Annotated in this window: 11 protein-coding genes; 5 read left to right on the top strand and 6 right to left on the bottom strand. The window is 62.8% G+C overall.

Annotated features, from left to right (window positions below):
* Positions 1-4: 4 nt before the first annotated feature.
* Both ACLEJQ_RS13460 and ACLEJQ_RS13455 read left to right on the top strand, forming a co-directional pair.
* A complete protein-coding gene (locus tag ACLEJQ_RS13460; RefSeq protein WP_440795690.1) occupies positions 5-412 on the top strand; it encodes a hypothetical protein in 408 nt (135 codons plus the stop codon).
* Between the two features lie 446 nt (positions 413-858).
* A complete protein-coding gene (locus ACLEJQ_RS13455) occupies positions 859-2,952 on the top strand; it encodes an LTA synthase family protein (RefSeq protein WP_440795688.1) in 2,094 nt (697 codons plus the stop codon).
* Positions 2,953-3,010: 58 nt separating this feature from the next.
* On the opposite strand, the gene ACLEJQ_RS13450 is transcribed toward ACLEJQ_RS13455, so the two are convergent.
* Positions 3,011-3,163 carry a DUF3309 family protein gene (locus ACLEJQ_RS13450; RefSeq protein ID WP_003183939.1) on the bottom strand — a complete coding sequence of 51 codons (153 nt, stop codon included), beginning with the start codon at positions 3,161-3,163 and terminating at the stop codon, positions 3,011-3,013.
* A 383-nt stretch (positions 3,164-3,546) separates the two neighbouring features.
* Here ACLEJQ_RS13450 and ACLEJQ_RS13445 point away from each other — a divergent pair, with 383 nt between their 5' ends.
* The 3 genes from ACLEJQ_RS13445 (at position 3,547) to csrA (ending at position 5,300) form a co-directional block, all read left to right on the top strand.
* Entirely contained in the window at positions 3,547-4,362 is an 816-nt protein-coding gene (locus ACLEJQ_RS13445) for an SDR family oxidoreductase (protein WP_440795686.1), read from the top strand.
* A 70-nt stretch (positions 4,363-4,432) separates the two neighbouring features.
* Positions 4,433-4,765: a YnfA family protein gene (locus ACLEJQ_RS13440; RefSeq protein ID WP_440795684.1), complete on the top strand. Its 333-nt coding sequence runs from the start codon at positions 4,433-4,435 to the stop codon at positions 4,763-4,765.
* Positions 4,766-5,096: 331 nt separating this feature from the next.
* Positions 5,097-5,300 carry a carbon storage regulator CsrA gene (gene csrA, locus ACLEJQ_RS13435; protein ID WP_245138722.1) on the top strand — a complete coding sequence of 68 codons (204 nt, stop codon included), beginning with the start codon at positions 5,097-5,099 and terminating at the stop codon, positions 5,298-5,300.
* Here csrA and ACLEJQ_RS13430 read toward each other — a convergent pair.
* The 5 genes from ACLEJQ_RS13430 to mnmC all read right to left on the bottom strand — a co-directional run bounded on the left by ACLEJQ_RS13430 (position 5,289) and on the right by mnmC (position 12,950).
* Positions 5,289-5,516 (bottom strand): YheU family protein, encoded by a 228-nt coding sequence (locus ACLEJQ_RS13430; RefSeq protein ID WP_003199186.1) that lies wholly within the window; start codon positions 5,514-5,516, stop codon positions 5,289-5,291. The genes csrA and ACLEJQ_RS13430 overlap by 12 nt on opposite strands.
* Before the next feature lie 186 nt (positions 5,517-5,702).
* Complete coding sequence (locus ACLEJQ_RS13425) at positions 5,703-6,893, bottom strand: osmoprotectant NAGGN system M42 family peptidase (protein ID WP_440795681.1); 1,191 nt, start codon at positions 6,891-6,893, stop codon at positions 5,703-5,705.
* Positions 6,894-7,070: 177 nt separating this feature from the next.
* The gene (gene ngg / locus ACLEJQ_RS13420; RefSeq protein ID WP_440795679.1) at positions 7,071-8,816 is read right to left on the bottom strand and encodes an N-acetylglutaminylglutamine synthetase; all 1,746 of its coding nucleotides are present in this window, start codon (positions 8,814-8,816) and stop codon (positions 7,071-7,073) included.
* A gap of 3 nt (positions 8,817-8,819) precedes the next feature.
* Positions 8,820-10,592: an N-acetylglutaminylglutamine amidotransferase gene (locus tag ACLEJQ_RS13415; RefSeq protein ID WP_440795677.1), complete on the bottom strand. Its 1,773-nt coding sequence runs from the start codon at positions 10,590-10,592 to the stop codon at positions 8,820-8,822.
* A gap of 375 nt (positions 10,593-10,967) precedes the next feature.
* Positions 10,968-12,950, bottom strand: a complete 1,983-nt coding sequence (mnmC, locus tag ACLEJQ_RS13410; protein ID WP_440795675.1) for a bifunctional tRNA (5-methylaminomethyl-2-thiouridine)(34)-methyltransferase MnmD/FAD-dependent 5-carboxymethylaminomethyl-2-thiouridine(34) oxidoreductase MnmC — start codon at positions 12,948-12,950, stop codon at positions 10,968-10,970.
* Positions 12,951-13,043 lie beyond the last annotated feature (93 nt).

Raw genomic sequence — 13,043 nt, 5'->3', positions numbered from 1 at the left:
CACCATGACCGCCATCGCTCGTATCACCTTGCTCACGCTCGTCCTGGGCCTGAGCGCTTGTGCGGTCCAGCGTCCGCCCGAGCCTTCGGCGCCGCTGCCACCGATCCCGCCTTCGACTCCGACCACCAAGCCGGGGCCGTCCACGCCGCCGGGCAAGCCCGTCACCCCGAACAAACCGGCCAAGCCGGTGCCGCGCACCTCCGCCAGCTTCGCTCCGCCACCGGGTGGCAACAGCCATTGGGACGCCAAGCTTGGGGTCTATGTGCTGGATAACCAGACCAACACCTTCTATCGCCAGCGCACCTATTACCGCTGGAACAACGGCTGGAGCCGCTCCGTCAGCCCCAACGGGCCGTGGGAAGACACCACCATCGAAGGCGTGCCGGCGGGGCTGGGGCGTCAGTTTCACTGAGTACGCCGAACTGCTGTGGCAGAAGAGCTGCTGTGGTGAAGGCGCTTTCTGTGGCGAGGGAGCTTGCTCCCGCTGGGCCGGTCCGACGCCTAGGGCGAGCAGCCCCAATCCGGTTATCGCGTTCGATCAGGCATGCCTCATGAGTCTGTTTGCGACTGCTGCGCAGTCGAGCGGGAGCAAGCTCCCTCGCCACAATGAAGTTCGTTTCACTTGCCAAAGTGCATCCCCAGCTTTTTGTGTTTCCGAATATTCATTGAACAAAATTTTCACAAAATCTTGCGGACAATCCCCGCGCTTTAGTTGCAGCCGGTTATTTAATGGCAATGCCGTGGCCGTTCGTGCAACATTTGCGCTTTCGCGCAAGCCCCGGACCTGGCATGGGTCGATAGAGGGTGCGCCGCTGTTTCTTTTTTTGTCACTCAAACTCCAATAGGTCCTAAAACGACATGGCAATCCCGGACGCCCTGAGTCAGCAGCGCACTACGCATCGCCTGCTGCAACCGACCGTCAAATCGCACCTGGCCTACACGTTGCTTTGTGCCTTGGTGATGATGGTCATGTTCAGCCTGCTGCGCCTGGCGCTGCTGGTCTATAACCGCGAGATGATCCTCGACACGCCGGCCTCGACCTTCGTTGAGGCATTCGCCAACGGCCTGCGTTTCGACCTGCGGCTGGTGGTCTATCTCAGCATCCCGCTGCTGCTGGCATTGTTCAGCGCCCGGGCCATGGCGGCACGCGGGTTCTTTCGTTTCTGGCTGACCGTCACTTCCAGCATCGCGCTGTTCCTCGGCTTGATGGAGATGGACTTCTACCGCGAGTTCCACCAGCGCCTCAACGGCCTGGTCTTCCAATACGTAAAGGAAGATCCGAAAACCGTGATGAGCATGCTCTGGTACGGTTTCCCCGTGGTCCGCTACCTGCTGGCCTGGGCCGGCGGCACTCTCATCCTGAGCCTGGCGTTCAAGGGCGCCGACCGGGCGACCCGTCCGCGCGGCCCGTTCAGCGGCGGCAGCATCGGCACCCGCCAGGTCGCGCCGTGGTATGGACGCGTCGCGGTATTCATCGTCTGCCTGCTGGTGGCCGTGGTGGCCGCCCGTGGCACCCTGCGCCAGGGCCCTCCGCTGCGTTGGGGTGACGTCTACACCACCGACTCGAACTTCGCCAACCAGCTGGGCCTCAACGGTACGCTGTCGCTGGTGGCAGCGGCCAAGAGCCGGATGTCCGAGGACCGTGACAACATCTGGAAGGCGACTCTAGAGCAGCCGCTGGCCCAGCAGACCGTGCGCGACATGCTGGTGTTGCCCGACGACAAGCTCGTCGACACCGGTACCGCCGCAGTGCGTCGCGACTATACGCCGCCTGCCGAAAAGACACTGCCGATCAAGAACGTGGTGGTGATCCTCATGGAGAGCATGGCCGGCCATTCGGTCGGCGCGTTGGGCGCACCGGGCAACATCACGCCCTACCTGGACAAGTTATCCAAGGAAGGCCTGTTGTTTGACCGTTTCTTCTCCAACGGCACTCACACCCACCAAGGCATGTTCGCCACCATGGCGTGCTTCCCGAACCTGCCGGGTTTCGAATACCTGATGCAGACGCCGGAAGGCAGCCACAAGCTGTCCGGCCTGCCGCAACTGCTCAGTGCCCGCGACTACGATGACGTGTATGTCTACAACGGCGATTTTGCCTGGGACAACCAGTCAGGCTTCTTCAGCAGCCAGGGCATGACCAACTTCATCGGGCGTAACGACTTCGTGAACCCGGTGTTCTCCGACCCGACCTGGGGCGTGTCCGACCAGGACATGTTCGACCGGGGCCTGATCGAGCTCAAGGCGCGGGAAAACGGCAAGCCGTTCTATGCCTTGCTGCAAACCCTGTCCAACCACACGCCTTATGCCCTGCCGACGCCATTGCCGGTGGAGCGGGTCACTGATCGCGGCAACCTCAACGAACACCTGACCGCCATGCGTTACGCCGACTGGGCGTTGGGCCAGTTCTTCGAGAAGGCGCGCAAGGAGCCTTACTTCAAGGAAACCTTGTTCGTGGTGGTCGGCGACCATGGTTTCGGCAACGAGCGGCAGATTACCGGCATGGACCTGGGCCGCTTCAACGTACCCCTGCTGCTGATTGGCCCGGGCGTGCAGGAAAAATTCGGCCAGCGTAACCATACTGTCGGCACCCAGGTCGATATCGTACCGACCATCATGGGCCGCATCGGCGGGCAAGTGCGTCACCAATGCTGGGGGCGTGACCTGTTGAACCTGCCGCAAGGTGATACCGGTTTTGGTGTGATCAAGCCGTCGGGCAGTGACCAGACCACCGCCATCCTGCGCGACGACCGCGTCCTGGTCCTGCAGAAGGAAAAGGACATGCCGCCCAAGATGTACCGCTATGAATTGGGGGCCCATCCACGTGCCGAAGTCATTCCCGATGCACCGGACACTGCGCAGATGAAGCTCCAGCTCGAATCATTCCTGCAAACGGCGACCAAGAGCCTGCTGGACAACACCGCCGGCGTTGTTGATGGCAAGCCGGACTGACAGTTGGCGAGCATAAAAAAAGAGGCCTTATAAAGGCCTCTTTTTTTTGCTCAGTGGTTTATATCTTGCCCAGTAACAACAGGACCAGCAGCACCACCAACACTACACCGATGATACCGGACGGGCCGTAACCCCAACTTCTGGAGTGCGGGAAGACCGGCAGGCCACCGATCAGCAGAAGGATCAGAATAATGATGAGAATTGTGCCCATGGGTAGATTTCCTTATTGGTCAGTTCTGGGTTGATACAACTTTTAACTGCCAGCGCGCATGCATTGAATCCGGGCGGCTTAATAAGTCCGACCGTAACGTCCTGTAAAAAATTCAATGTTTTTTATTGGTCTAGGAAGTGCAGGTGCCCGGCGATACCTTGTGGCGAGGGAGCTTGCTCCCGCTCGAGTGCGCAGCGCTCGCAAGCTTTTAGCGGTCGCTGCGCAACCGAGCGGGAGCAAGCTCCCTCGCCACGGGAACCAGCCCAGGTATCAAAGGTTGTCGCGGTTTGCCCCCGCCATTCAGCAATCTGATGGAGCGTGGGTCGGCCAGGTGCCTTCGCTACACTTCGCCCATCTCTCCCGGAACAACAAGGCTGTCTGCTATGCAAAATCGCATGATGATCACTGGTGCCGGCTCTGGCCTGGGGCGCGAAATCGCGCTGCGCTGGGCCCGCGAAGGCTGGCGACTGGCCTTGTCGGATGTCGCCGAACCTGGCCTGGTGGAAACCCTCAGGCTGGTGCGCGAGGCCGGCGGTGACGGTTTCATCCAGCGTTGCGATGTACGCGACTACAGCCAGTTGACCGCATTCGCCCAGGCCTGCGAAGAGAAGCTCGGCGGTATCGATATCATCGTCAACAATGCCGGCGTGGCTTCGGGCGGGTTCTTCAGCGAACTTTCCCTGGAAGACTGGGACTGGCAGATCGCGATCAACCTGATGGGCGTGGTCAAGGGCTGCAAGGCGTTCCTGCCGTTGCTGGAAAAAAGCCGCGGCAAGATCATCAACATCGCCTCCATGGCGGCGCTGATGCAAGGCCCGGCCATGAGCAACTACAACGTCGCCAAGGCGGGTGTGGTGGCGTTGTCCGAGAGCCTGCTGGTGGAACTGGCGCAGCAGGAGATCGGCGTGCATGTGGTCTGCCCGTCGTTCTTCCAGACCAATCTGCTCGATTCATTCCGTGGCCCGACGCCGGCGATGAAAGCCCAGGTCGGCAAGTTGCTGGAAAGCTCGCCGATCACCGCCGCCGATATCGCCGACTACATCTACCAACAGGTTGGCGAAGGCCAATTCATGATCCTGCCTCATGAACAGGGCCGTATGGCCTGGGCCATGAAGCAGAAGAATCCGCAGTTGCTGTACAACGAAATGACCGCCATGGCCGACAAGATGCGCGCCAAGGCTCGGCAGAATCCGGCCTGACCCGCGAAGTTGACCTGCATGGCCCGTGCCCTCAGGATGGCGCCTTTCGGCCCTCCTGACGGACACGTGGATGCTCAATTACGTATGGTTCTTTCTCGCCGCGCTGTTTGAGATCGCCGGCTGCTACGCCTTCTGGATGTGGTTGCGCCAGGGCAAGAGTGCCTGGTGGATCATCCCTGCGCTGCTGAGCCTGACGCTCTTCGCCCTGTTGCTGACCCGCATCGAAGCCACCTATGCCGGACGCGCCTACGCCGCCTACGGGGGCATCTATATCATCGCTTCGATCAGCTGGCTGGCGGTGGTCGAGCGGGTGCGGCCACTGGGTTCGGACTGGATCGGCGTGGCGCTCTGTGTGCTGGGCGCGAGTGTGATCCTGTTCGGTCCGCGCTTTTCGGCCTCATGAAACGGCCCGGTTCGGGCGCAATGCTGTCCACTTAAGGTTTATCACATGTCGTGGCGAGGGAGCTTGCTCCCGCTGGGCTGCATAGCAGCCCCAGAAGCTTGGGACCGCTACGCCGAGGCGTCGGACCGGCCCAGCGGGAGCAAGCTCCCTCGCCACGGGGCGATGACGTTCCTTAAGTGAACGGCATTGCGGTTTGGGTGGATTTTGCAGGACATTTCCGTCAGCCGTCAGAGCTTTGCTTGTAGGGCCTTACTGAATTCTCGCGGCTCTCTTGAGAACTGTGGGCAGGCCGGGCATGGTCAAGGTCCAGACATTCTTAAGGACAAGAACCATGCTCGTACTTAGCCGCGCTGTGGGTGAACTGATTTCCATCGGTGACGATATTTCCGTCCGCGTGCTGTCGATTACCGGCGGCACCGTGCGTTTTGGTGTGGAAGCACCACGGCACGTCGATGTTCACCGCTCCGAAATCTACGAAAAGATCCAGAGGAAAAAGGCCAATGTCGCTCGCAAGGCGGCGTGTTCAGTCGAATAGATGCTTGGGCACGTCGTGCTTGAGCATTAGCTGGCACTGTTCGCTTTCAGGGTCGAAGACGATCAGTGCCTGGCCTTTGGTCAAGGCCTGCCTGACCCGCAATACGCGGGTTTCCAGGGGCGTGTCGTCGCCGTTGTCGGTGCCGTCGCGGGTCACGAAGTCCTCGATCAGGCGGGTGAGCGTGTCGACTTCGAGTTGGTCGTGGGGAATCAGCATGGGGCATCTCGGGTTAGGCAGTGTCGCGATGCTACGGCGATTGGGGGTTGGCGGCTAGCCTGTTTGGCTCTCGGATTCTGGTGGGAGCCGAGCTTGCTCGCGATAGCGGTAGATCAGTCAGCATCAATTTTGAATGTCAGACCGCCTTCGCGAGCAAGCTCGCTCCCACAAGGGATACGGGCAGGTTCAGCTCTCCGAACGCTGCCCTATCAGACTGTCCACCGACGGCACGCGGGTGTCGCTTTCCATCTGCGCGTCGTGTTCGATCTGGTGACTGAAACGGTCAAGGGAGCCTTGGGCCGGTTGTGCGTCACTGGCGAACACCGGCGGGCTGAGGATGTAGGCGCCGAGCAGGCGACTGAGGGCGGCCAGGCTGTCGATGTGGGTACGTTCGTAACCATGGGTGGCGTCGCAGCCGAAGGCGAGCAGGGCGGTGCGGATGTCATGGCCAGCGGTGATGGCCGAGTGGGCATCGCTGAAGTAGTAGCGGAACAGGTCGCGGCGCGCCGGCAATTCGTTCTCCTTGGCCAGCTTCAACAGATGCCGGGACAGGTGGTAGTCGTAAGGGCCGCCAGAGTCCTGCATCGCCACGCTGACCGCGTGCTCGCTCGAATGCTGGCCGGGGGCGACCGGCGCGATGTCGATGCCGACGAATTCGCTGACGTCCCAGGGCAGGGCGGCCGCCGCGCCGCTGCCGGTTTCCTCGGTGATGGTAAACAGCGGGTGACAATCGATCAGCAGTTCTTCGCCACTGTCGACAATTGCCTTGAGCGCCGCCAGCAGCGCCGCGACGCCAGCCTTGTCGTCCAGGTGACGGGCGCTGATATGCCCGCTTTCGGTGAACTCCGGCAACGGATCGAAGGCTACATAGTCGCCGATGCCCACGCCCAGGCTCTCGCAATCGGCACGGGTGGCGCAGTAGGCATCCAGGCGCAGTTCGACGTGGTCCCAACTGATGGGCATCTCGTCTACGGCGGTATTGAATGCGTGCCCGGATGCCATCAACGGCAGGACGCTGCCACGGATCACGCCCGTCTCGGTGAACAGGCTGACCCGGCTGCCTTCGGCAAACCGACTGGACCAGCAGCCCACCGGGGCCAGGGTCAGGCGGCCGTTGTCCTTGATGGCCCGCACCGAAGCGCCGATGGTATCCAGGTGGGCCGACACGGCCCGGTCGGGGCTGTTCTTGCGCCCCTTGAGCGTGGCGCGGATCGTGCCGCGACGGGTCATTTCAAAGGGAATAGCCAACTCTTCCAGCCGCTCGGCGACATACCGCACGATGGTGTCGGTGAAGCCGGTCGGACTGGGAATGGCGAGCATTTCCAGCAGGACTTTCTGCAGGTATTCGAGATCCGGTTCGGGAATTTTGCTGATCATGGAAACTCCTCTCGGACGATAGGGTTAAGCATAAGAGCCTTGTGGCGAGGGAGCTTGCTCCCGCTCGAGCGCGAAGCGGTCGCAGCGCTTGCCCTGAATAATCCGGGACAACTCGCATCCAATGGGGCCGCTGTGCGACCCAGCGGCAGCAAGCTCCCTCGCCACAGGTAATGGTGTTCAGGCCACCGCCTGGCTATGGGGAAACAATAGATCCACAAAGCGTTCAGCGGTGGGTTGCGGTTCGTGGTTGGCCAGGCCTGCGCGTTCGTTGGCTTCGATAAACACGTATTCCGGTTGATCGGCAGCGGGCACCAGCAGGTCGAGCCCGACCATGGGAATGTCCAGCGCCCGGGCGGCGCGCACTGCCGCATCGGCCAGGGTTGGGTGCAGGATACCGGTGACATCTTCCAGCACGCCGCCGGTATGCAGGTTCGCGGTGCGCCGGACGAACAGGTGTTCGCCGGCCGGCAACACACTGTCGTAGCTGTATCCCGCCGCGCTCAGGGTGCGTTCGGTCTCGGCATCCATCGGGATCTTGCTTTCGCCTCCGGTAGCGGCCTGGCGTCGACGACTCTGGGCTTCAATCAACTGGCCGACGGTGTGCTGGCCGTCGCCGATCACCTCCGCCGGGCGCCGGATCGCTGCCGCCACCACTTCAAAGCCGATTACCAGGATCCGCAGGTCCAGCCCTTCGTGGAAGCTTTCCAGTAGTACCCGGCTGTCGAAGCGCCGGGCGGCCTCGATGGCGCTCTGGACTTCCTCGATGGTGCGCAGGTCCACCGCCACGCCTTGACCCTGCTCACCGTCCAGCGGCTTGACCACCACCCGCTCGTGCTCATCGAGAAATGCCAGGTTGTCGTCGGCGTTACCTGCCATTTGCTGGACCGGCAGCTTCAGCCCGGCGTTCTTCAGCACCTTGTGCGTCAGGCTTTTGTCCTGGCACAGGGTCATGCTGATGGCGCTGGTCAGGTCACTCAAGGATTCCCGGCATCGCACCCGGCGGCTGCCGTGGATCAAGGTGAACAGGCCCGCCTCGGCGTCGTCCACCTGCACTTCAATGCCCCGGCGGTGCGCTTCCTCGACGATGATGCGCGCATAGGGGTTGAACTGCGCCTCGGGGCCTGGCCCCAAGAACAACGGCTGGTTGATGCCGTTCTTGCGTTTGATGGCGAAGGTCGAGAGGTTACGGAAGCCGAGCTTGGCGTAGAGGTTTTTCGCCTGGCGGTTGTTGTGCAACACCGACAGGTCCAGGTAGCTCAAGCCACGGCTCATGAAGTGCTCGATCAGGTGCCGCACCAGCACCTCACCCACGCCGGGCCGTGAGCATTGCGGATCGACGGCCAGGCACCACAGGCTGCTGCCGTTTTCCGGATCGTTGAAGGCCTTGCGATGATTGAGGCCCATCACGCTGCCGATCACCGCACCGGTGTCTTCGTCTTCGGCCAGCCAGTACACCGGACCGCCTTCATGGCGTGGGGTCAGTCGCTGCGGGTCGATGGGCAACATGCCACGAGCCTGGTACAGCTGATTGATGGCCTGCCAGTCGACTTCGTTCTGGGCCCGGCGGATCCGGAATCCGCGAAACACCCGCGTGGCCTGGCGATAGTCGCTGAACCACAGGCGCAGGGTGTCGGAAGGGTCGAGGAACAGGTGCATCGGCTCCAGCCCCAGCACTTGTTGGGGGGCGGCCACGTACAACGCGATGTCACGTTCGCCAGGCTGTTCGTTGAGCAATTCCCCGGCCAGGGTCGCCGGGTCCGGGAAGGTGTGGCCGACCAGCAGTCGGCCCCAGCCGCAATGCACCACGATCGGGTCGGTGCCCAGTTCGCTGCCGTCTTCGGCCAGGCGTGCCTGTAAGCGCTCGTATGACGGCGCCTGGCCGCGCAGCAGCCGTTGGTTGTGAACGGTTGGGTGAGGTTTCATCAATCAGATTCCTTGCTCGCTGAGCCACAGGTTCAGCGCCGCCAGTTGCCACAGCCGTGAGCCGCGCAATGGCGTGAGTTGGCCGTTGGGGTCCGACAACAGGCGGTCGAGCATGGCCGGGTTAAACAGGCCGCGATCCTGGCTCGGATCCAGCAGCAGTTCACGGACCCAGGCCAGCGTGTCGCCTTCCAGATGCTTGAGGCCCGGCACTGGGAAGTAGCCCTTCTTGCGGTCGATCACTTCGCCAGGAATCACCCGGCGTGCGGCTTCCTTGAGCACCTGCTTGCCGCCGTCGGGCAGTTTGAACTTCGCCGGGACGCGGGCCGAGAGTTCCACCAATCGGTAGTCCAGGAACGGCGTGCGCGCTTCCAGGCCCCAGGCCATGGTCATGTTGTCGACCCGCTTGACCGGGTCGTCCACCAGCATCACGCTGCTGTCCAGGCGCAGGGCCTTGTCCACTGCCGCATCGGCGCCCGGTTGGGCGAAATGTTCTTTGACGAAGTCGCCCGCGGCATCATGGTCGATCAACCACTGGGGCTGCACGGTGGCGGCATATTCTTCATAGCTGCGGTCGAAAAACGCCGCGCGGTAGGCCGCGTAGGGGTCGCTGGCGCCATCCACCTGCGGGTACCAGTGGTAACCGGCGAACAGTTCGTCGGCGCCTTGGCCGCTTTGCACCACTTTGCAGTGCTTGGCCACTTCCCGCGACAACAGGTAGAACGCGATGCAGTCGTGGCTGACCATCGGTTCGCTCATGGCGCGGAACGCTGCCGGCAGTTGTTCGATGATCTCTTTTTCGTCGATGCGCAACTGATGGTGACGGGTGCCGTAGTGCCTGGCGATCAGGTCCGAATACTGGAACTCGTCGCCGCGCTCCCCGCCGGCATCCTGGAAACCGATGGAAAACGTCGACAGGTCTTCGACACCGACTTCGCGCAGCAGGCCTACCAGCATGCTCGAATCGACCCCACCGGACAGCAGCACTCCGACGTCCACGGCGGCGCGCTGGCGAATGGCGACGGCTTCGCGGGTGCTGTCCAGCACGCGGTCGATCCAGTCTTCCAGGTTCAGGTTCTGTTCGTCGGCGTGGGGGCCGTAGGGCAGGGTCCACCAGGTTTTCTGCTCGGTGGTGCCATCGGCTTCGATCCGCATCCAGGTCGCCGGCGGCAGTTTTTCAACGCCTGCCAGCAACGTGCGCGGCGCCGGGACCACCGCATGGAAATTGAGGTAGTGATTGAGCGCGACCGGGTCGAGCATCGGGCTGATGTCACCGCCCTTGAGCAGCGCCGGCAACGCGGAGGCAAAGCGCAACCGCTGGCCGGTGCGCGACAGGTACAGCGGTTTGACACCGAGGCGGTCACGGGCGATGAACAATCGCTTGGCGTCGCGCTCCCAGATGGCGAAGGCGAACATGCCGTTGAGTTTGGGCAGCAGCGCTTCGCCCCAGGCGTGGTAGCCCTTGAGCAAGACTTCGGTGTCACCACCGGAATAGAAGCTGTAGCCCAGGGCTTCGAGTTCTGCCCGCAGTTCCGGGTAGTTGTAGATCGCGCCATTGAAGGCCAGGGACAGGCCCAGTTGATTGTCGATCATCGGCTGCGCCGAGCCGTCGGACAAGTCCATGATCTTGAGGCGGCGATGACCGAGGGCAATCGGCCCCTGGCTATGAAAACCCCAGGCGTCAGGGCCGCGAGGGGCCAGGTGATGGGTGATTCGCTCTACGGCCGCAAGGTCCGCAGGTTGTTGATCGAAACGTAACTCTCCAGCTAATCCGCACATAAGTCCTTACCGGTTTTTCCGTTGGGGAGGGGTCAGACACCGCGCCGAAATGGCGGGTACTCTGAAACTGACCGGGGGGAATGCCGCGAGTTTTATATCGATGCGTTATAAGCCGACGGGTGGGGCTGTCTGCTCCGCAGTACCAACCAATAGAGCAGCACTACCCTTGTGGAAGCGAGCCTGCTCGCGATGGCGGTGGGTCAGCTTGCATCTTGGTTGGCTGAAATCCCGCTATCGCGCGTGTCCAGCCGGGCTTCCTTGTGGGAGCGAGCTTGCTCGCGATAGCGGTAGATCAGCTGCATCTTGGTTACCTGACACATCGCTATCGCGAGCAAGCTCGCTCCCACAGGGTTCGTGGCGTGTCGGCAATCGGGCTCAGGACTTGCCGCGGACCAGCGCCCGCAACGCAAACCGGTTCGGGTGGCAGGCCTCGGCCACGCTGCGGGGCAAGGGCAGGGGCTCGTTGTCGAGCCAGGCGGCGATCAGCTCGCCGGACAAGGGCGCGGTAATCAGGCCGCGCGAGCCATGGCCGCTGTTGATGTACAGGCCATCGAGCCAGGGGCAGGGCTGGTCTGGAACCTGGCGGGCGTCCTTGCTCAAGGCCGAGTAGACCTCTGTAAAGGCCTGGCGGTCGGCCAAGGGCCCGAGGATCGGCAGGTAGTCGGGGCTGGTGCAGCGAAATGCCGCACGGCCTTCCAAGCGTTTCGGGTCCAGGGCATCGGCGTCCAGGCGCTGTACCAAGTCCATTGATATTTCTTCAAGCATTTGCAGGTTGCCGGCGTGTTCGGCGGCGGTGGGTGTCAGGTCGTCACTGTGGAAATCGAAGCTCGCGCCCAGTGTATGTTCGCCCAGCCGCGGCGGAGCCACGTAGCCTTCGGCGCAGACCACCGTCGCCAGGCCCTGGCTGCGAGCGGTTTGCGGCAGGCGGGTGATTTGCCCGCGAATGCGCTTGAGCGGCAGCTCGGCGGCCGGCTCGAAGCGTTTGATTTCAGCGGCGCTGGCGAGGATGACCACAGGGGCGCTGGCGAGGCAGCGTTCGTTATCCCAGGCCTGCCACTGGCCATCCACGCGGCGCAGTTCCAGGGCTTCGTGGTGGGGAAGCACTTCAATCGCCGAACCCGAGGCTTGCCAGGCACACAACGCTGGCGGATGGACCCAGCCGCCTTCGGGATAAAACAGTCCGCCACACGTCAGGCCGATTCCGGATCGGGCTTGGGCTTCGGGTTGATCCAGGCCGTGCAACAGGTCGGCTGGAAATGCAGCGGCCAGTTGCGCCTGGCGCTCGGCCTCCTTCTGGTTGAAGGCCAGCTGCAACACCCCGCAGCCGTCCCAGTCGATACCCCGTTGCAGGTGCTCGAGCAGGCGTCGCGTATAGCCGAAGCCGCTGAGGATCATCTGCGACAACGCTGTGCCGTGGGCGGACAGCTTCAGGTACAGCACGCCCTGGGGATTGCCGGAGGCTTCTTGCGCCAGCGCGGCGTGGCGCTCCAGCAGGGTGACCTGCCAACCCCGGGCCGCGAGACTCGCCGCACTGGCGCAACCGGCCAGTCCGCCGCCGATCACCAATGCCCGGCGATCGCCGCTCGGCGCGGTGGGGCGGGCGTACCAGGGCTTCGCCGAAACCGGCGCCGGGGTCTGCTCCGGCCAGCCGAGAAACACACCGCGCAGGATCTCCCATTTATGGCCGATGCCCGGCGTGCGCTTCATCTTGAAGCCTGCCGCGTTCAGCAAGCGGCGCACCCAGCCGGTGCTGGTGAAGGTGCTGAGAGTCGCGCCGGGGGCCGCCAGCCGGGCCAGTTCGGCGAACAGCTCGGCGGTCCACATTTCAGGATTCCTGGCCGGGGCGAAGCCGTCGAGGAACCACGCGTCGATCTGCCCGTCCAGCTGCGGCAATTGCTCCAGTGCATCGCCGATCAACAAGGTCAGCGTCACTCGGCCATCGGCCAAGGTCAGGCGCTGGAATCCCGGGTGGATCGCTATGTACTGTGCGAGCAATTGGTCGGCTTGCAGCTTGAGTTCCGGCCACAATGCCAGGGCCCGCTGCAGGTCTTGCGGGCTCAGGGGAAACTTCTCGACGCTGACAAAGTGCAGCCGCGCGCCGGCCGGTGCGCATTGTTCGAACAGCTGCCAGGCGCAGAGAAAATTCAAGCCGGTGCCGAACCCGGTTTCGCCGATCACCAACCGTCCATTCTCCGGCAGCGCCGCGAAGCGCTCGGCCAGATTGTTCTGTTCGAGGAACACGTAGCGGGTTTCTTCCAGCCCTGACTGGTCGGAAAAATACACATCGTCGAATACCCGCGAGCGCGGGCGACCGTGTTCGTCCCAGTCGAGTTGGGCGTGGTGCTGGATGGGTGGCATGGTGGGCTCGGTGCGAACGGGAGGGCCATTCTAGCCGATCGGTCTGCGCTTGCCTGATCCAAAGCAAGGGCGCGTCGATCCGTATGGAATCTG

The organism is Pseudomonas sp. SMV71, assembly GCF_052042015.1.
Lineage (GTDB): Bacteria > Pseudomonadota > Gammaproteobacteria > Pseudomonadales > Pseudomonadaceae > Aquipseudomonas.
The sequence above is the reverse complement of the archived record's forward strand: the minus strand, read 5'-3'. Positions and strand labels throughout refer to the sequence as shown.